Raw genomic sequence first — 18,319 nt, 5'->3', positions numbered from 1 at the left:
TCCGCTTTATCTGTTTGTTTGTCTTCAATGACTTTTTGAACCAGGGGAGTAATACATGCGCACTACTCGACACTTCGGCAATCACTTCGGCAAGATCGTCGCCAGCACCGCAATTGCACTGACCGCCCAATTCGCCGCCGGCCACGCTTTCGCCGCCAAGGACGTCACGCTGGCGGTCGCTTCGACCTTCACCACGCTCGATCCTTACGACAGCAACGACACCTTGTCGCAGGCCGCGATCAAGTCCTTCTACCAGGGCTTGTTCGGCTTCGACAAGGACTTGAAACTGGTCAATGTGCTGGCGGATGGCTATGAAGTCAGCAAGGATGGCCTGGTGTACACCATCCGCCTGCGCAAGGGCGTCAAGTTCCAGGATGGCACCGACTTCAAGGCAGATGCTGTCAAGGTCAACCTGGAACGCGTCATCAATCCGGACAACAAGCTCAAGCGTTTCAACCTGTTCAACCGCATTTCCAAGATCGACGTGGTCAACGACTACGAAGTCAAGATCACCCTGAAAGAGCCGTTCTCGCCATTCATCAATACGCTGGCGCACTCTTCCGCTGCGATGATTTCGCCGGCCGCGCTGAAACAGTACGGCAACAAGGACATCGGCTTTCATCCGGTCGGCACCGGCCCGTTCAAGTTTGTCGAATGGAAGCAGACCGACTACATGAAGGTCGTCAAGTTCGATGGCTACTGGAAAAAGGGCTATCCTAAGGTCGACAGCATCACCTGGAAGCCGGTAGTCGACAACAATACCCGCAGCGCAGTGATGCAAACCGGCGAAGCCCAGTTCGCCTTCCCGCTGCCTTACGAGCAAGCCGAACTGCTGAAAAGCAAGCCGAACCTGGACCTGATCTCATCGCCATCCATCATCCAGCGCTACCTCTCCATGAATATGTTGCAGAAGCCTTTCGATAATCCAAAGGTGCGGCAAGCGATCAACTACGCGATCAACAAGGAAGCGCTGGTCAAAGTCGCCTTCAGCGGCTACGCCATGCCACAGGATGGCGTGCTGCCGCAGGGCGTCGACTATGCCCTGAAAACCGGACCATGGCCTTACGATCCGAAGAAGGCCAAGCAGTTGCTGACGGAAGCCGGCTATCCGAACGGCTTTGAAACCGAATTGTGGTCGGCCTATAACAATACCACCGCACAGAAAGTCATCCAGTTCGTGCAGCAGCAGTTGGCGCAGGTCGGCATCAAGGCCAAGGTGACGGCGCTGGAAGCCGGACAACGCGTTGAGAAGGTGGAAAGCGCGCCGGTTCCTGCCAATGCACCTGTACGCATCTACTACACCGGCTGGTCGTCCTCGACCGGTGAAGCCGACTGGGGCCTGCGTCCCCTGCTGGCGTCGGAATCGTTCCCGCCCAAGCTGTTCAATACCGCTTACTACAAGAGCGACAAGGTTGACGCCGATATCGCCAAGGCCCTGACCACTACCGATCGCACGGAAAAGACCACGCTCTACAAGGATGCGCAGACGGAAATCTGGAAAGATGCACCTTGGGCTTTCCTTGTCACAGAAAAGCTGCTGTATGCACGCAACAAGAACTTGAAGGGCGTGTATGTGATGCCGGACGGTTCGTTTAATTTCGATGAAATCGAATTGAAATAATCATCCGTCAGTACGTCATCCCCGCGAACGCGGGGATCCACTTTACTGCATAGCAGTGCAACTATTGATACTTTCTTAAAACACGACAAATCCCCCGTAAGGTGGACACTCCGTGCCCACGTGGACGTGACGGGGCGCGCAGCCCGGAACACGCATATCCGGAACATGAATGCCTGCGGCACTGCGTGGGCACGGAGTGCCCACCCTACAAGTCCACAAATAGAGTTTATCGTCGCAGTTTGACTACTTACCCGAGTACCCCATGTTTCCTTACGTACTAAAACGCCTGATGGGCCTGATACCAACCCTGCTGATTGTCGCGGTGATGGTGTTCTTATTCGTCCATTTGCTGCCGGGCGATCCGGCCCGGCTGGTGGCTGGTCCCGAGGCCGATTCGCAAACGGTGGAACTGATCCGCAAGGACCTGGGCCTGGACCGGTCGCTGCCCGAGCAGTTCATCAATTATTTCAGCAAGGCCCTGCGCGGTGATTTCGGCATCTCCCTGCGCAGCAAGCGCCCAGTCAGCACCGAAATTGCCGAACGCTTCTGGCCCACTTTCTGGCTCACCGTCACCAGCATGGTGTGGGCGGTGCTGTTTGGCCTGATCATCGGCATCGTTTCCGCCGTCTGGCGCAACAAATGGCCGGACCGGCTCGGCATGACGCTGGCGGTGTCGGGCATTTCCTTTCCTTCGTTTGCGCTGGGCATGCTGCTGATGGAACTGTTCTCCGTCAAGCTGGGCTGGCTGCCGACCATCGGCGCCGACAGCTGGCGCCACTACATCCTGCCGTCGCTGGCGCTGGGCGCCGCTGTGGCCGCCGTCATGGCGCGCTTTACCCGTTCCTCCTTCGTTGAAATCCTGCATGAGGATTTTGTCCGCACCGCGCGTGCCAAGGGTCTGTCGGAAACCGTCGTGGTACTCAAGCACTGCCTGCGCAACTCGCTGATTCCGGTGGTGACCATGATGGGCTTGCAGTTCGGCTTCCTGCTGGGCGGCTCCATCCTGGTGGAAAAGGTGTTCAACTGGCCAGGCATGGGCCGCTTGCTGATCGACGCCGTCGAAATGCGCGACTACCCGGTCATCCAGGCCGAAATCCTGCTGTTCTCGCTGGAATTCATCTTCATCAACCTGGTGGTTGACGTGCTGTACGCCGTCATCAACCCTAGCATCCGTTACAAGTGAGGCCGCCCGTGTCGACGCCATCCAATCCCGTTGCAGCAATTGCTGCCGCACCACTGCCGAGCAGCATCCGCACTCCCTGGAGCGAGTTCTGGCGCAAGTTCAAGAAGCAGCACCTGGCGGTCGCCGCCGGCTGCTTCGTGCTGTTCCTGATCGTGGTGGCGATCGCCGCGCCCTGGATAGTCCCTTACGACGCCGAGAATTATTTCGACTATGACGCCTTGAACGCCGGGCCGTCGCTGGCGCACTGGTTCGGCGTCGACTCGCTGGGCCGCGACATTTTCAGCCGCATCCTGATGGGCACGCGGATTTCGCTGACCGCTGGCTTCCTCTCGGTGGCGGTGGGCGCCGTGGTCGGCACCCTGGCCGGCCTGGTCGCCGGTTATTATGAAGGCTGGGCCGACCGCATCATCATGCGCATCTGCGATGTGCTGTTCGCCTTCCCCGGCATCTTGCTGGCGATCGGCATCGTGGCGATCCTCGGCAGCGGCATGAGCAACGTGATCTTCGCCGTGGCGATTTTCAGCATCCCGACTTTCGCCCGCCTGGTGCGCGGTAACACGCTGGCGCTGAAGCACCTGACCTTCATCGAAGCGGTGCGCAGCATAGGCGCCAACGACTTCACCATCATCCTGCGCCATATTTTCCCAGGCACGATATCCGGCGTGGTGGTGTATTTCACCATGCGTATCGGCACTTCCATCATCACCGCCGCCGGCCTGTCCTTCCTCGGCATGGGGGCACAACCGCCTATGCCTGAATGGGGCGCCATGCTGAATGAAGCAAGGTCCGACATGATGACGGCGCCGCATATCGCGATATTCCCCAGCCTGGCGATTTTCCTGACGGTGCTGGCTTTCAACCTCCTTGGCGACGGCTTGCGCGATGCCCTGGATCCCAAGATCGACCGCCGCTGATGCTAGCCCTTCCTCACATCGGCAGATTGCCGTCTGGCCCGTTCAACGCCATCAGCGATGTCGCCGGCGTCACGGTCGGTCACGCTACCCTGGCGCAGGGCGCCATCCAGACCGGCGTGACGGTAATCAAGCCGCATGGCGGCGATGTCTTCCGCGACAAGCTACCGGCCGCCGCCACAGTATTCAACGGCTTCGGTAAAAGCATCGGCCTGCTGCAGGTGCAGGAACTGGGCGTGCTTGAGACGCCGATCGCGCTCACCAACACGCTCTCGGTCGGTACCGTGGCAACGGCCCAGATCCGCTGCGCCATCGGCAGCAATCCCGAGATCGGCCGCAGCGATCCCACCATCAACCCGCTGGTGTTCGAATGCAACGACGGTTATCTGAACGACATCCAGGCGATGGTAGTCACACAAGAACATTACCAGCAGGCGCTGGCCGCCGCCGCTGCCGAATTTGCGCAAGGGGCGGTCGGCGCCGGCCGCGGCATGTCCAGCTTCGATCTCAAAGGCGGCATCGGTTCTGCCTCGCGCTACGCCAAGATCGGCGGCAGCCAATATTGCGTCGGCGCGCTGGTACTGTCCAACTTCGGCAAGCTGCCGGCCTTGACCCTGGCCGGCCGGCACCTTGGCGCGCAACTGCTGGCGCTGCGCACGGCCAGCGGGGAAACGCCGGAAATGGGTTCCATCATCATGATCATCGCCACCGATGCGCCGCTGGACGCGCGCCAGCTGGGGCGGCTGGCGACCCGCTGCGGCATCGGCCTGGGCCGTACCGGCTCAATCTACGGCCATGGCAGCGGCGACCTGGCGCTGGCGTTTTCCACCGCCCAGACCGTGCCTTGCCGCCCGCACGACGCCATCCGCCAGAGTGCATGCCTGCACGACAGCTTGCTCGATCCGCTGTTTGAAGCGGTAGCCGACAGCACCGAGCAAGCCATCGTCAACGCCCTGTTTGCCGCGCAAACCGTCAACGGCCGCGACGGCCATCAGCGGCTCTCCCTATCCGACCTGGCAGCCAGGCTACCAACCTAGACTCTGAAAAGACAATGAAGATACTGATTTCCGTTGATATCGAAGGCGTTGCAGGCGTTTTCAACATAGAACAAACCCGCGCCGGCAATCCCGAATACGAACGCGCGCGGCGCCTGATGACAGCCGAAGCCAACGCCGTGATCGAAGGCGCGCTGGCCGGCGGCGCCAGCGAGATCGTGGTAAACGATTCGCACGGCGGCTTCCGTAATCTGCTGCCCGACCTGCTGCATCCGGCAGCCAGCCAGATCCTCGGCAAACCGCGCCTGCTGAGCATGATGAGCGGCGTCGATAGCGGCGTTGATGGCGTGATGATGGTCGGCTACCACGGCCGCGCCCAAAGCCGCGGTATCCTGGCGCACACCATCAACGGCTTTTCCTTTGCCCGCATCTGGCTCAACGACCAGGAACTGGGTGAAGCCGGCATCTACGGCGCACTGGCAGGCGAGTTCGGCGTACCGGTGATTTTCGGCAGCGGCGACAATGTCTTCGTGGCCGAGAACCAGCCACTGTTCCCGCAAGCCACCCTGGTCAGCGTCAAGACCGCGGACGGCGCCAGCAGCGGCACTTCGCTCTCACCGCAGAGCGCCCTGGCGCTGCTGGGTGAAGGCGCCAAGGCCGCCGTCAGCAAGCTCGCCGACTGCCGCCCCTTTGTCCTGCAGCCGGCCATCACCTGCAGGTTGCAAACCACCAATCCGGCGCTAGCCGACCTGTTCTGCCTGCTGCCGATCGTGGAGAGAGTCGACGGCGTCACCCTTACGTTTTCGGCGCCGTCCGTCCAGTATGCGGTGCGGGTACTGAACAGCATGTCGGCCATGTCCTTCATGCTGCGCTGACTTTTGAAGTTGCGGTTGCTTTTGACGTTGCCGTTGCCGTTGCTTTTGACGTGCCCCGCATTGAGACGTTGCCAAATCCGGCGCGTGTCGGCCGGGAATTGTGGGGGACATGTTTGAGCCGAAGGCGAGTTTTGTCCCCCACCCGGCTGACACGCGCCGGATTTGGGGACCCGACCGAAGGGAGGGCAACGGCTTTGCGGTCGCCTTTTCTTTGCTTACTTTCTTTTGGCCGGGCCGCGCAGGCAAGCAAAAGAAAGTAAGTAGCTGCCGGGCTACCCCCGGCAAGCATCCACGGAGTAGCTACCGTGTTATCAACCCACAGACCGTTCTTAGCATGCCACCGCACTCACTCCGTAGAACGTCAAATGGGGTCAGAGTAATTTTCGCAAAGAACCGCGAAAAAAAACTCTGACCCCATTTGGCTGCGACGGTGGATTAACGACCAGCGGTGCTAGGCCGGTTGGTTGGCAGCGCGTACAGCTACAGTTCGCAACGGGCGGCAAAACCAGATGCCTGCGGCCAACTGCACCGCTAAGGCAATCATCCATGACGCCCGATGCGCCGCCACCGCATAACCCCCGTCATCATGCGGCCAGGCATTCAGCAACAAGCCGAATCCATACTGCACCACAAACGCCCCCGCAAAAATCGCCAAGGTCAAACCAGTACTGACCCGGCCTGCAAGATGCGCAGGAAACTCCCGCACCAAAGCCGCATAAGACAACACCCCGGACGTCCCGAACACCCCATACATCCCCCACAACAGCCAGCCAGACACCCGCACATCAAGCAAAATCAGCAACTGCGCCAGCATGAACAAAAACATCCCCGCCCCCGCAGTGACATGCAAAGAAATCCGCCGCCGCTGCAAACGCCGCGCCAGCCAGCCCGAGCCCACCGCCCCCAACACCATCGCCAACCCCACCAGCGCCACGATATTCGCCCCCGCAGCAGCAGCCAAGCCGCCCACATCCCGCAGATAAGGCCCCGCCCACAAACCCTGCACCCCAAGAAACACCCCCTGGCTAGCCATCACAAACGGCGCGGTACGCCAGAACACAGCACTACGAAAAATCCCGCCGATATCACGCAACTGCGCCCCCAGCGTACTTTTAGGATGCTGCTCATCCTTCTCCGGCACCAGCGTGAACAAGCCCAGCACGATCAGCAAGATCAATCCAGCCACCACCACAAACAGCACGCGCCAGGTAGTCATCCCAAGCGCCCAGGCAATCGGAGTGCCGGTAGCCACCGCTCCCAAGCCGCCAATCGCATAAATGGCGCCGTTCATCAAGGGCAGGTGATCATGCGGAAACCAGGCCACGATCGCCTTCAGGCCGGCCATCAGGCAAGCAGATGTACCAATCCCCAGCAACAGCCGACCAAGCAGCAGGCTGCCGAAGCCATGCGCGTTGGCCGACACCAGAGCGCCGGTGACAGCCACCAGCAGCAGGCAGGCCAGCACCCGGCGCGGGCCGAAGCGGTCCAGCAACAGCCCTAAAGGCAGCTGGCAGGCGGCGAAAGCAAAGAAATACAGGCTGGTCAGCAAACCCAGCTGCGCCGGCGACAAGCCGAGCTCGCTGCTGAGCAGCGGCGCCAGCGGCAAATTGATGCCGCGCGCCAGGTAAGAGATGAAATAGCCTGAAGAAAATATCAGGAACACGCGGGTTGCAAGTTTCATGGCAGCTCACTAATCAGATCGGAATATGCCGATACTAGTGAGCAAGCCGTGCGAATGCCAACGAAGTGTTTTATCCTTATATGTGAATAGAATTAACCGATCAACCGAAAACCGCCGACCAGCTCCCCGCCGCCATGTTTGAACGCCTGCCGCCCACCCAGACCCTGCGCGCCTTTGAAGCCGCCGCCCGGCTCGGCAACTACACCCGCGCTGGCGAGGAGCTGAATCTGACCCATAGCGCCATCAGCCACCAGATCCGCGCGCTGGAGCAGCGCACCGGGCGCAAGCTGTTCCAGCGCGACGGCCGCCAGATGGCGCTGACCGACAGCGGCCGCCTGCTGGCGGGGGAAATACGGCAGGCGCTGCTGATGCTGGATCGCGCCCTGCACATAGGCCGGGTCGCGCCCCAGCGCGCGGCGCAATCCTTGCGCGTCAGCGTACCGCCGTCGTTTGCTAGCGCCTGGCTGGTGCCGCGCCTGACGGGATTCCACCAGCAGCACCCGCATATCAACATCAGCCTGCGCAGCAGCCACGAGCTGAGCGAACTGGATTTCAGCGATGCCGACGTCGCCATCTGGTACGGCCGCGCCGGCCACAAGAATCATCGCTACGAGCGCCTGCTCAAGGAGGTGATTTTCCCGGTCTGCAGCCCAGCCTTCGCCGCTAGCTATCCAGACCTCAGGCCGCAGGACCTGCCGCGCCATCCCTTGCTGCGCTTTGCCCACCACGGCGGCTGGGAACCGTGGTTTGCGGCGGCAGGTATCGAGCAGGGCGAACCGCAAAGCGGGCCAGTCTACGACGATCCCATGCATCTGCTGGACGCCGCCGCGGCCGACCAGGGCATCGCCCTGGCGCGCGGCTGCCTGGTGCACAACCATCTCGCCAGCGGCCGCCTGGTGCGCCTGTTCGACATCACGGCGCCGGCGCGCGGCTGTTATTTCTCGGTCTCGCCCTTCGATACCACAAAGACAACTACAATTACGGATTTCCAGGACTGGCTGAGCGCCATCCTGGCGGAATCAAGCATAAAGGAATAACAAGCGATGCCGACCATTACCACGCTGACGCTATACCCGATCAAATCCTGCGCCGGCATCGCCCTGCAGGCGGCGACGATTACCGCCGCCGGCCTTTGCCATCAACAAGTGCACGACCGCGAATGGATGGTGGTCGACAGCACCGGACAATTCCTGTCGCAACGCAGCCATCCACGCATGGCGCTGATCGCGCCAGCCTTGCAGGCAGGCGTCATGATCCTGCAAGCGCCAGGCATGGCGCCGCTGAAAATCCCGACCACGCCGCTGGCAGCCGGACTGGCGCCAGTTGTCACAGTCACCATCTGGGACGATCAGCTTAACGCCCACGATTGCGGCGACGAGGCCAGCCGCTGGTTCTCCGAAGTGCTCGGCCAGCCTTGCCGGCTGGCGCGCTTCGATCCCGCCGTCAAACGACTGGCCAGCAAGAAATGGACTGACGACGCGGATATTCCGACCCGCTTCCCCGACGGCTTTCCGATGCTCGTGATTTCACAAGGTTCGCTGGATGACTTGAACCAGAAGCTGCAGGCCCAGGGCCGCACCGCGGTGCCGATGAACCGCTATCGTCCGAACATCGTGATCGACGGCGTGGAGGCGTTTGAAGAAGATTTTGCCGCGACTATCGAGGCCGGCCCGGTGCGCTTGCAGCCCGTCAAGCCTTGCACACGCTGTCCGATGCCCTCGGTCGACCAGGCCACCGGTGAATTCGGCCCTGATCCCATGGATATCCTGCTGACCTATCGCGGCAATCCGCGCGTCGACGGCGCACCTACCTTTGGCGTCAATGCCATCGTGCAGGCCGGCGCCGGTGAAACACTGCACGTCGGCCAGGAAATCACGCTTGAGCTGGATTTCTGAGCCTTATTTTTCCAGCTGACCGTCACGCCGCTGCCAGATACCCAGCGGATTGGCATCCTGCAGCGCGGCTGGCAACAAGTCTTGCGCCAGGTTCTGGTAGGACACCGGACGCAGGAAGCGGTAGATCGCGGCGCTGCCGACCGAGGTGCTGCGGCTGTCCGAGGTCGCCGGGAACGGGCCGCCATGCACCATCGCGTGCGACACCTCAACTCCGGTGGGAAAACCATTGGCCAGGATGCGGCCAACTTTGCGCTCCAGCACGGGCAACAGACGGCGCGCCAGAGCCTTGTCGTCTTCATCCATCTGCAGGGTAGCGGTCAACTGTCCTTCCAGATGCTCGCTCACTTGCAGCAATTCGTTTTCATCTGCACAAGCCACCAGCAAGGAGACCGGCCCGAATACTTCCGCACTCAACACCGGATTGGAGAGGAAGGCCGTCGCGCTGGTCGCGAACAAGGCCGGAGCTGCCTGGCAGCCTTCCGCAGCTGCACCCTGCCCCAATTGCCGGACATCGGCTTGCGCCGCCAGTGTCGCTACGCCGCGCTCGTAGGTTTCGTGAATTCCAGTGGTCAACATGGCCGCCGCACTACGCCACGCCAGTTCCTCGCCAGCCAGTTGCGCAAAGCGCTCAAAGTCGGCGCCGGCCAGGCCCAACACCAGTCCAGGATTGGTGCAGAACTGCCCCGCCCCCAGCGTCACCGAATCGGCGAAACCTTTGGCGATGGCTTCGCCGCGTGCCGCCAGCGCTGCCGGCAGCAGATAAACCGGATTGATACTGCTCATTTCGGCATACACCGGGATCGGCTGCGGCCGCGCCGCCGCCACTTGCATCAGGGCCAAGCCGCCTTGGCGCGAGCCGGTAAAACCGACTGCCTGTATGTGCCGATTCTGTACCAGTGCGGTTCCCAAAGCATTGCCGCTGCCAGTCAACAGCGAAAACACGCCCTCCGGCAAACCGCAAGCGGCAACCGCCTGCTGCACGGCGCGCCCGACCAGTTCCGAGGTACCCGGATGCGCCGGATGCGCCTTGACCACCACCGGACAGCCAGCCGCCAGCGCGGCGGCGGCATCGCCGCCCGCCACTGAAAACGCCAAGGGGAAATTGCTGGCGCCGAACACCGCCACCGGACCGATGGCAATATTGCGCAAACGCAGATCGACGCGCGGCAGCGGCGAGCGTTCCAGCAAGGCCGGATCGATGCGGGCATCGTTCCACGAGCCTTCGCGCTGCACTGCGGCAAACAACCGCAACTGTCCCACCGTACGGCCGCGTTCGCCTTCCAGGCGGGCGCGCGGCAAGCCGCTTTCCGCCATGGCGCGCAGGATCAGTTCATCGCCGATGTCGAGGATCTGCTGGGCGATCGTTTCCAGAAATCCGGCGCGCGCTTCCTGGCCGGTTTCGCGATAGGCATCGAAAGCGGCTTGCGCCAGCGCGCAAGCGCGCTCGATATCCTGCGGCTCGGCGCTATGGAAATCGGGCCCTATCTGTTTGCCCTGCACTGTATCGAAGGCTCGGAATACAGCACCCTGGCTATTGCTCCGGCTGCTGCCGATGATGGATTGTCCGCTGATGGGCATATTTCCTCTTGCGTGATATTTCTTAGTTGTCTATGACTTTGCGCGCAAACAGTTCCAGGTAGTCGATCAGGGCGCTGGCGCCTTTGACCGCTTCCTGCGGATCGCCGTCAGCCACCGAAGCGGCCATCTGCATATGGCATTTGGCGCCTTCCACGATATCGCCCTCGTGCTGGAAGGCATACCAGAAGCGCCGGCACTTGATGATCAGCGGCGTCACCGCCGCCACTGCCGATGGATTGCGGCAAGCCGCGTGCACCACGTGATCGAGCTCCTGGTCGGCTTGCATGTATGCGCCCAGATCGTCCTTCTTGGCCGCCGCCACCATGCGCTTGGCGCAAGCCAGCAAATCCTTGCGCTGCTGCGGCGTCGCCTTGCGCGCGGCGCTTTGCGCGATCAACTGGTCCAGCACGCGCCTGGTTTCGATCAGGGTCAGATGCTCGGCCGCTTCGATGTCGCTGACGATCAGGCCGCGCCGCGGCATCTGCTCGATCAGGCCGTTCGAAGTCATGCGCAGCAAGGCTTCGCGCAAGGGCGTGCGGCCATGTCCCGTCATTTCCACCAGGTCGGCTTCGACGATGGGGGCGCCGGGAGCGATCTGCAAGGTGACGATCAGGTTTTCCAGCGTGTCGTAGGCGATGTCCGCCGCCCGTAATTTGGGCGGCGGCAGGCTGCGTTCGTTTTTTTTACTGCTGACCATGGTGTTTTAGCTATCCCTATTCTGCTTACCCCGTACTGCTTCCCTGCACGGGCAAGATCAAATGATAGCAGTCCGGCCGCCGCCTGCAGCAGATTGCAGGCTCATCGGTCAAGCTTGAACTGGCTCAGATCGGGACGGGTATCGATGGCATGCTGGATGACAGCGGCGACGCGCGCGCGCTCTTCTCCCGCCAGCGGCTGACGCGGGCGGCGCACGTTTTCATTGCCGACGCCAGCCATGGCTTCGATCAGCTTGAGGTTTTGCACCAGCTTGGTCGACACGTCCAGATGCAGCAGCGGCGTCATCCATTGATACAGCTTGAGCGCTTCTTCATAGCGCTTGGCTTTCATCAGCGTGTACAGCGCCACGGTTTCTTTCGGGAAGGCCACCACCACGCCGGCCAGCAAGCCATCGGCGCCGATGGCCAGCGCTTCGAACGCCAGGTCGTCCACGCCCATGAACAATTGATAGCGGTCGCCCAGCGCATTGCGCAAGTCAGTGATGCGGCGGATGTTGTCAGTCGATTCCTTGATCGCCACCAGCCATTTGCAATCCGCCAGTTCGACGAAATCCTGCGGCGTCAGGTCGACCCGGTAGGCCACCGGATTGTTGTACACCATCACCGGCAGCTGCGCGGCGTTGGCGATGGTGCGCAGGTTGTCCTTGGCTTCGCGGGCGTCGGCCACGTACAGCACCGACGGCATCACCATCAGGCCTTGCACGCCCAGCTTGGCGGCTTGCTCGGCGAAATGCACCGCATCCCGGGTGCGCAGCTCGGAGACATTGGCCAGCACCGGCACGCGGCCGGCGGCCACCGACAAGGCGATTTTCGTGACTTCCAGCTTCTCATCCAGCGACAGCGTGCTGGCTTCTCCCAGCGATCCGCAGGTGACCAGGCCATGTACGCCGCTGTCGATCTGGAAAGCGTAATGCTTTTCCATCTCGGCGTGATCGAGGTCTTCATTTTCCTTGAATTTGGTGGTGACGGCGGGGAATACGCCTTCCCATTTTGCTGACGACATGTGCGGCTCCTTGATGAAAAAGAAACTGGCTGGTGCGGCGGCCAGTGTTGGAAAAGATCGATGAAAGCGATACTAATATCTTGCAAATATATTTGCAATATATTTAAATGAAGCACCCGCACACGAAAAAGGGAGTAAAAACACGACTCGCAAAAGCCGGCGCCGGCAGCATCCGCCAGGGCCGCCAATACTGTGCAGAACTCTGCATGGATCTTGCACAGATCAGTACAAATCCAAGAAAACTATTCAGGAGCGAAGAAAATGAGCTTTACCGTCAAAGCAATTTGCCTGGCCTGCAGTGTTGTATTGAGCGCCGCGTCTACGGCGCAGGAAGTCGTAAAAATCGGTCTGACGAGTCCGCTGACCGGACCGCAGGCGCCGGCAGGCAAAGATAATGAAAGCGGCGCCAAAATGGCGATCGAACAACTCAACAAGAACAAGTTCACGGTCGCCGGCAAAGTGCTGAGTTTCCAGCTGCTGACAGAGGACGACCAGGGTGATCCGAAAGCCGGCGTTGCGGTGGCGCAGAAACTGGTGGACAGCAAGGTCAAGGCGGTGCTCGGTCCCTACAACTCGGGCGTGGCGATCCCGGCCTCCAAGGTGTATAACGACGCCGGCGTGGTGATGGCGACCGTCGGCACCAATCCGCGCATCACGCAACAAGGCTACGAGCATGTGTTCCGGCTCGATCCCAACGACAGCCAGCTGGGTGGCAACATGGCGGTCTATGCGGCCAGGCAGCTGAAATTGAAAAAAGTGGCGGTCATCGATGACCGCACCGCTTACGGCCAGGGTGTCGCCGATGCCTTCCTGAAGGCGGCCAAGGCCAGTCAGATCGAGATCGTCAGCCGTGAATTCACCAACGACAAGGCGAGCGAATTCAGCGCCATCCTGACCTCAATCAAAGGCAAGCAGGTCGACGCCATCTTCTACGGCGGCTACTTCGCCCAGGCTGCCGCCATGAAGCGCCAGATGAAGCAGCTCGGCCTCGATGTGGTGCTGATGGGCGGCGACGCCATCTGCAATGCGGAAACCGGCAAGCTCGGCGGCGATGCCGTCAACGACAAGGTCTATTGCGTGCAAGGCGGCACCGTACTGGGCGACAAGGCAGGCGAGAAGGTCTTCCTGAGCGACTTCCAGAAAACCTACGGCAAGGCGCCGCTGACTTATGCGCCCTATTTCTACGACGGCATGCTGATGATTGCCGAAGCCATGAAAAAAGCCGGCTCCACCGAGCCTGCCAGATTCGGCCCGGTGCTGGCGGCCATGAAGTATTCAGGGGTGGTCGGCGAGTATGAGTTCGACGCCAGCCACGACTTGAAGAATGCGCCGGTCACCATCTATCAGTTCAAGGGCGGCGAACCGGTCGCGGTTCCCGCGCATTGATAGTTTTACACAGCGGCCGGCGCTGGAACACCGGCGCCGGCCCCAAGAGCAAGAGTATGATGCCAACAACTTCCACTGCCGCGCCGCTAGCATGAGCCACTCCGCCGCCCTGTCCGAAACAAGCGCCGACCGCAGCCTGCTGGCGGCAGCGCTGGGCAATGTATTTTTCGCCGAAGCGCTGTTCGACACCTTGCCGGATGTCGTGTTTTTCGTGAAGGGGATGCAAGCCGAATACCTGGTGGTCAATCACACACTGGTGGCGCGCTGCGGCCTGGCCGACAAAGCGGCTTTGCTGGGGCGCACGGCGAGCGATATCTTTCCGTCGGAATTTGCGGCCAGCTACAAAGCACAAGACCAGCGCGTGCTCAGCACCGGCATCGACATCCACGACCAGCTGGAACTGCATCTCTATCCGAACCGCGCGCCGGGCTGGTGCGTCACGCATAAGATCGTGCTGCGCGACCGCGCTGGCGGCATCGCCGGCATGGCCGGCATTTCACGCGACCTGGCGATGCCGGACAAGAATCATCCGGTGTATAAGCGCGTCGCCGCGGCTGCGCATTTCATCCATGACCACTACGACCAGCCCCTGCAGATCGCCGAACTGGCCAGGCTCGCCGCGCTGTCGGTGGCGCAGCTGGAGCGCTATTTCCAAAGGATTTTTTCCCTGAATCCACGGCAGATGATTATCAAGACCCGCCTGGATGCGGCGTCGGCGATGCTGGCCGGACAGCACAGCATCACCGAGATCGCCGCCGCCTGCGGCTATCACGACCACAGCGCATTCACGCGCCAGTTCAAGGCCACGGTCGGAGTTACGCCGCGCGCCTACCGGCAGTTGCTGCACGCGGGATAAGCTATTCCGAGCAGGGATTTTCTGCAGCGGCAGCGTTCGCTAAAGCGATCAGGCTGGAAACGCGCGCCGGTGATATCGGCAAGCGCACCGAATCCGGCTGCCAGCCAAACAGGAAGTCGGTGGCGCCGCCGCAGACCCGGCCCTGGCATGGCCCCATGCCGCAGCGCGTATGCAGTTTCGCACTGCGCCAGCTGGCGTGCTCTTGCAAAGCGCCATAAGCCACATCTTCGCAACGGCACACCAGGGTTTCCGGCGCGCACAGACGGCGCAATTCAGGGCGCAAGGAAAATGCGCTCTCCAGGCGCCTGGAGAAAGCTTGTTGAATGCGCCGCTGCGCCAGCCAGCCGCGTTCGGCGGCGCCTGAACCGGCGGCATGGAGGCCGGCGATATGCCCCTCGGCCAGCGCCAGATCGACGCCGCCGACGCCACTGCCCTCGCCGGCGCAGTACACGTCTTGCATGCTGGTGCGTTGCTGCGCATCTACCCGTACCGCGCCGTCCGCGATGCTGCAGCCGAGCGCCTGCGCCAGCTCGGTATTGGGCAACAGGCCGTAGCCGCAAGCCAGATAGTCGCACTCCACGCTCAGGATCTTCCCGGCCACCATCATCTGCACCGCGCGCAACTGTCCCTCGCCCTGCGCTTGCAACACATAGCTGTCAGCGTGATACGGCACGCCGGTCAGCTGGCTGCGCAATTGCCAGGCCTGGCGTAATTTGGCGGGCGTGCGCGTGAGTTGCAACGCAAACCCGGCCAGCTTGCGCCAGCTGCTTTGTTCCAGTATGTGCAGCACCTGTGCACCGTGCTGCTGCAGAGTCGCCGCCACCGCCAGCAGCAAGGGTCCGGATCCGGCCACCACGATGCGTTTGCCAAGCACCGGATAAGCGCCTTTGACCAATGCCTGCAAGCCGCCGGCGCCGGTCACGCCAGGCAACGTCCAGCCGGTAAACGGCAGCAACCGTTCACGCGCACCGGTTGCCAGTATCAGCTTGCGGTAACCTAGCTTGAAAGTCTGCTGCGGGCTTTCCAGCAGCAATTGCATCGCTCCTGCCTGAGCAAGCACGCGGCTCTGCATGTACCACTGCACATTCGCCATCTGCTGCAATTGATCCCATAATTCTTTAGCTTGCGGCTGCGCGCTGTGCTGCGGGCCGCCGCGCCAGATCTGACCGCCGGCACGCGGGTTGTCGTCGACCAGCGCCACGGCGGCGCCGCTTTGCGCTGCACTCCTGGCGGCAGCCAGTCCGGCCGGCCCGGCGCCGACGATCACGATGTCCAACTTCGCGTGCGTCATGCGGCAGCCTGCGCAGTTTCTATCCGCATGCCGGCGACGCACTCAGTCTGGCAAGCCAAACGATGCGCGCGCCCGTCTATGCTGACCCGGCATTCCTGGCAGATGCCCATGCCGCACAGCGGCGCCCGCGGCATGCCGCTGACCGAACGCCGCGTGATGCCTGGCGCAGCGGCCACAGCCAGCGCCGCCGCTACGCTGCAACCGGCCGCCACCGTCACGCTGCTGCCGTTGATGTTTACTTCGATGCGATTTTCAGCCATTAATTCAGCCATTTGACATTCCAAGTTGCCCAAAACGCGCCGGCAGATAAGGCGCCAGCGGAATCTGCGCCTGTTTGCCGACAATCTGCGCAGCCAGCAGTTGGGCGCTGGCCAGCGAGGTGGTAATCCCCAGTCCTTCATGGCCGGTGGCTAGCCAGACATCCGGCCGCGACGGATGCGGTCCGATCAGCGGCAAGCCGTCGCTGCTGGCGGCGCGCAATCCGGTCCAGCAACGCAAGGCATGCAAGTCGGCTAGCGCTGGAACAAAGCTGGTTGCGTGGGCCAGCATGCGCGCCAGGATCTTCGGCTCGATCGCCTTATCGGCGCCATCGAATTGACGAGAGGAGCCGATCAGCAATTGTCCGGTCGGACGCGGCTGCAGATTGAAGGCGACCGAATCGCCACTGGCTGCGTGCGCGCTTTTGATATAGCCGAGTTCGACCAGCTGATGGCGGATCAGGCCCGGATAGCGGTCGGTGATGACGATATGGCCTTTCTTCGGCCGGATCGGCAGTTCCGGCAACAGCTGCACCGATGCACTGCCGTTCGCCACCAGCACTCTGTCAGCATGCAGCTCGCTGCCGTCGGCCAGCAGCACGCCGTGGCTGGTAATCGCCTGCACCTGTCCTGCGCGTACTTGCGCGCCGCGGCCCTGCGCTCGCGCCAACAGCAATGCGGCGCTTTTCGGCGGATAGACGATCGCATCGCCGCCGACGCGCAAGCCGCCGCTCAATCCAGGCCGCAGCTGCGGCTCATGCGCATACAGGGCGGCCGCATCCAGCATCTCGCAGGCAATGCCGTGCGCCTGCAAGGTGGCTTGCTTGTCGCCCGCCGCCGCCATTTCTTCATCGTCGGCGGCGATCCATATCGTGCCGCAGCCGCTGTATTCATGCGCCGCGGGATCGGCGCCGGCGAGCTGCCGCCACAAAGCGAGCGAGTACGAAGTCAGCGCCAGTTCTGCCGGATTGTCGTCCATGACTACCAGGTGCCCCATGCCGGCTGCGGTGGCGCCGCTGCCGGTCGCTTCACGTTCCACCACCATCACCGCCAAGCCCTCAGCCGCCAGCGCGTCGGCGCAGGCGGCGCCGATGATGCCGGCGCCGACGATCAAGATATCGATGCTCAAATGATGCCCCAGGCGAAGGGATCGTCCGGCTGCAAGATAAAGCTGCTCTCGGCATTGACATAGGCGGTGCCGCGGATAGCGGGCAGGATCTGTTCGCCGTGGCGCCGGTAGGAAGCTTCGAAGACGCTGCCTATGATGCTTTCCTGGCGCCAGACAACGCCCTCGGCCAGCTTGCCGTCGGCCGCCAGGCAAGCCAGCTTGGCGCTGGTGCCGGTGCCGCAGGGCGAACGGTCGTAGGCGTTGCCGGGACACAGCACGAAATTGCGGCTGTGGTTGCCGGTCTGCCGCGCCGGGCCGAACAACTCGATGTGATCGATCTGGGCGCCGGCGGCGCCGGTGATGCCGGCCAGTTCGAGAGCTGCACGCACTGCCTGGGCAAAAGTGCTGAGGGCGGCGATGTTCTCTTGCTGCACATCCAGCCCGTGCTCACCGACCAGGAAAAACCAGTTGCCGCCCCAGGCGATATCGCCTACCACGCGGCCATAACCGGGAACCTGCAAAGCGACGTCCTTGCGCAAGCGATAGGCGGGGATATTGTGTACGGTCACGCTGGCGTCGGCATGCAGCTCGGTCTCGACCACGCCGACCGGCGTTTCGATCCGATAACGGCCTGGGCCTATACGGCCCAGGTAGGCCAGCGATGCCACCAGCCCGATGGTGCCGTGCCCGCACATGCCGAGATAGCCGACATTATTGAAAAAGATGACGCCGGCGGCGCAGGCCGGGTCTTGCGGCTGGCACAGCAGCGCGCCGACCAGCACATCGGAACCGCGCGGCTCGCACACGGTGGCGATACGCAGGCGGTCGTGCTGCGCGCCCAGCAGCTGCAGCCGTTCGGACAAAGGCCCGTTGCCAAGATCGGGGCCGCCAGCCAGCACCAGGCGGGTGGGTTCACCGCCGGTGTGGGAATCGAGAATCGAGATTTTTTCCATACCGACAGCG

General features: G+C 62.1%; 17 protein-coding genes. 9 read left to right on the top strand and 8 right to left on the bottom strand.

The genetic code is table 11. The annotated features are described in order from the left end of the window. Positions 1-55: 55 nt before the first annotated feature. The 5 genes from gsiB (at position 56) to BCF11_RS14130 (ending at position 5,585) form a co-directional block, all read left to right on the top strand. The gene (gene gsiB, locus BCF11_RS14150; protein WP_098495295.1) at positions 56-1,621 is read left to right on the top strand and encodes a glutathione ABC transporter substrate-binding protein GsiB; all 1,566 of its coding nucleotides are present in this window, start codon (positions 56-58) and stop codon (positions 1,619-1,621) included. A gap of 262 nt (positions 1,622-1,883) precedes the next feature. Beyond that, positions 1,884-2,804 (top strand): glutathione ABC transporter permease GsiC, encoded by a 921-nt coding sequence (gsiC, locus tag BCF11_RS14145; RefSeq protein ID WP_098495294.1) that lies wholly within the window; start codon positions 1,884-1,886, stop codon positions 2,802-2,804. Positions 2,805-2,812: 8 nt separating this feature from the next. Next, positions 2,813-3,718, top strand: a complete 906-nt coding sequence (gene gsiD / locus BCF11_RS14140) for a glutathione ABC transporter permease GsiD (protein WP_098495293.1) — start codon at positions 2,813-2,815, stop codon at positions 3,716-3,718. Next, complete coding sequence (locus tag BCF11_RS14135) at positions 3,718-4,752, top strand: P1 family peptidase (protein ID WP_098495292.1); 1,035 nt, start codon at positions 3,718-3,720, stop codon at positions 4,750-4,752. The genes gsiD and BCF11_RS14135 overlap by 1 nt, the downstream gene beginning before the upstream one ends. 14 nt (positions 4,753-4,766) lie before the next feature. Next, on the top strand, positions 4,767-5,585 hold the full coding sequence (locus BCF11_RS14130) for a M55 family metallopeptidase (protein ID WP_098495291.1): 819 nt from the start codon (positions 4,767-4,769) through the stop codon (positions 5,583-5,585). Positions 5,586-6,036: 451 nt separating this feature from the next. Here BCF11_RS14130 and BCF11_RS14125 read toward each other — a convergent pair whose 3' ends face one another. Then, a complete protein-coding gene (locus BCF11_RS14125) occupies positions 6,037-7,266 on the bottom strand; it encodes a nitrate/nitrite transporter (RefSeq protein ID WP_098495290.1) in 1,230 nt (409 codons plus the stop codon). Between the two features lie 134 nt (positions 7,267-7,400). Between BCF11_RS14125 and gcvA the strand changes: the two genes are divergently transcribed. Both gcvA and BCF11_RS14115 read left to right on the top strand, forming a co-directional pair. Continuing rightward, positions 7,401-8,303, top strand: a complete 903-nt coding sequence (gene gcvA / locus BCF11_RS14120; protein ID WP_098495289.1) for a transcriptional regulator GcvA — start codon at positions 7,401-7,403, stop codon at positions 8,301-8,303. Between the two features lie 6 nt (positions 8,304-8,309). Further along, a complete protein-coding gene (locus BCF11_RS14115; RefSeq protein WP_098495288.1) occupies positions 8,310-9,161 on the top strand; it encodes an MOSC domain-containing protein in 852 nt (283 codons plus the stop codon). Between the two features lie 3 nt (positions 9,162-9,164). Here BCF11_RS14115 and BCF11_RS14110 read toward each other — a convergent pair whose 3' ends face one another. The 3 genes from BCF11_RS14110 to BCF11_RS14100 form a co-directional block, all read right to left on the bottom strand. Then, entirely contained in the window at positions 9,165-10,739 is a 1,575-nt protein-coding gene (locus tag BCF11_RS14110) for an aldehyde dehydrogenase (NADP(+)) (protein WP_098495287.1), read from the bottom strand. Positions 10,740-10,761: 22 nt separating this feature from the next. Further along, the gene (locus tag BCF11_RS14105) at positions 10,762-11,436 is read right to left on the bottom strand and encodes a GntR family transcriptional regulator (protein WP_098495286.1); all 675 of its coding nucleotides are present in this window, start codon (positions 11,434-11,436) and stop codon (positions 10,762-10,764) included. A gap of 101 nt (positions 11,437-11,537) precedes the next feature. Next, positions 11,538-12,458, bottom strand: coding sequence for a dihydrodipicolinate synthase family protein (locus BCF11_RS14100; RefSeq protein WP_098495285.1), 921 nt, complete (start codon positions 12,456-12,458; stop codon positions 11,538-11,540). A 261-nt stretch (positions 12,459-12,719) separates the two neighbouring features. On the opposite strand from BCF11_RS14100, the gene BCF11_RS14095 reads away from it, so the two are divergent. Beyond that, positions 12,720-13,844, top strand: a complete 1,125-nt coding sequence (locus BCF11_RS14095) for a branched-chain amino acid ABC transporter substrate-binding protein (protein WP_098495284.1) — start codon at positions 12,720-12,722, stop codon at positions 13,842-13,844. Between the two features lie 91 nt (positions 13,845-13,935). Beyond that, on the top strand, positions 13,936-14,700 hold the full coding sequence (locus tag BCF11_RS14090; RefSeq protein WP_098495283.1) for an AraC family transcriptional regulator: 765 nt from the start codon (positions 13,936-13,938) through the stop codon (positions 14,698-14,700). A 1-nt stretch (position 14,701) separates the two neighbouring features. Here the strand turns inward: BCF11_RS14090 and BCF11_RS14085 are convergent, their stop codons facing one another. Genes BCF11_RS14085 through BCF11_RS14070 form a run of 4 tightly spaced genes read right to left on the bottom strand, consistent with a single transcriptional unit; the run spans position 14,702 to position 18,309 of the window. Continuing rightward, complete coding sequence (locus BCF11_RS14085) at positions 14,702-15,991, bottom strand: FAD/NAD(P)-binding oxidoreductase (protein WP_098495282.1); 1,290 nt, start codon at positions 15,989-15,991, stop codon at positions 14,702-14,704. Next, positions 15,988-16,263 (bottom strand): 2Fe-2S iron-sulfur cluster-binding protein, encoded by a 276-nt coding sequence (locus BCF11_RS14080; RefSeq protein ID WP_233212483.1) that lies wholly within the window; start codon positions 16,261-16,263, stop codon positions 15,988-15,990. Before BCF11_RS14080 ends, BCF11_RS14085 begins: the two co-directional genes overlap by 4 nt. Further along, positions 16,256-17,377, bottom strand: coding sequence for an FAD-binding oxidoreductase (locus BCF11_RS14075; RefSeq protein WP_143751334.1), 1,122 nt, complete (start codon positions 17,375-17,377; stop codon positions 16,256-16,258). The genes BCF11_RS14080 and BCF11_RS14075 overlap by 8 nt, the downstream gene beginning before the upstream one ends. Next, complete coding sequence (locus BCF11_RS14070) at positions 17,374-18,309, bottom strand: 4-hydroxyproline epimerase (protein WP_098497502.1); 936 nt, start codon at positions 18,307-18,309, stop codon at positions 17,374-17,376. Before BCF11_RS14070 ends, BCF11_RS14075 begins: the two co-directional genes overlap by 4 nt. Positions 18,310-18,319 lie beyond the last annotated feature (10 nt).

The sequence above is a fragment of the Collimonas sp. PA-H2 genome, assembly GCF_002564105.1.
Classification (GTDB): Bacteria; Pseudomonadota; Gammaproteobacteria; order Burkholderiales; family Burkholderiaceae_D; genus Collimonas.
The sequence above is the reverse complement of the archived record's forward strand: the minus strand, read 5'-3'. Positions and strand labels throughout refer to the sequence as shown.

Bases quoted from the DNA above. Each gene is read 5' to 3' on its own strand.
- gsiB (WP_098495295.1), top strand. From the start codon at position 56: ATGCGCACTACTCGACACTTCGGCAATCACTTCGGCAAGATCGTCGCC.
- gsiC (WP_098495294.1), top strand. From the start codon at position 1,884: ATGTTTCCTTACGTACTAAAACGCCTGATGGGCCTGATACCAACCCTG.
- BCF11_RS14135 (WP_098495292.1), top strand. From the start codon at position 3,718: ATGCTAGCCCTTCCTCACATCGGCAGATTGCCGTCTGGCCCGTTCAAC.
- BCF11_RS14130 (WP_098495291.1), top strand. From the start codon at position 4,767: ATGAAGATACTGATTTCCGTTGATATCGAAGGCGTTGCAGGCGTTTTC.
- BCF11_RS14125 (WP_098495290.1), bottom strand. From the start codon at position 7,266: ATGAAACTTGCAACCCGCGTGTTCCTGATATTTTCTTCAGGCTATTTC.
- gcvA (WP_098495289.1), top strand. From the start codon at position 7,401: ATGTTTGAACGCCTGCCGCCCACCCAGACCCTGCGCGCCTTTGAAGCC.
- BCF11_RS14115 (WP_098495288.1), top strand. From the start codon at position 8,310: ATGCCGACCATTACCACGCTGACGCTATACCCGATCAAATCCTGCGCC.
- BCF11_RS14110 (WP_098495287.1), bottom strand. From the start codon at position 10,739: ATGCCCATCAGCGGACAATCCATCATCGGCAGCAGCCGGAGCAATAGC.
- BCF11_RS14105 (WP_098495286.1), bottom strand. From the start codon at position 11,436: ATGGTCAGCAGTAAAAAAAACGAACGCAGCCTGCCGCCGCCCAAATTA.
- BCF11_RS14100 (WP_098495285.1), bottom strand. From the start codon at position 12,458: ATGTCGTCAGCAAAATGGGAAGGCGTATTCCCCGCCGTCACCACCAAA.
- BCF11_RS14095 (WP_098495284.1), top strand. From the start codon at position 12,720: ATGAGCTTTACCGTCAAAGCAATTTGCCTGGCCTGCAGTGTTGTATTG.
- BCF11_RS14090 (WP_098495283.1), top strand. From the start codon at position 13,936: ATGAGCCACTCCGCCGCCCTGTCCGAAACAAGCGCCGACCGCAGCCTG.
- BCF11_RS14085 (WP_098495282.1), bottom strand. From the start codon at position 15,991: ATGACGCACGCGAAGTTGGACATCGTGATCGTCGGCGCCGGGCCGGCC.
- BCF11_RS14080 (WP_233212483.1), bottom strand. From the start codon at position 16,263: ATGGCTGAATTAATGGCTGAAAATCGCATCGAAGTAAACATCAACGGC.
- BCF11_RS14070 (WP_098497502.1), bottom strand. From the start codon at position 18,309: ATGGAAAAAATCTCGATTCTCGATTCCCACACCGGCGGTGAACCCACC.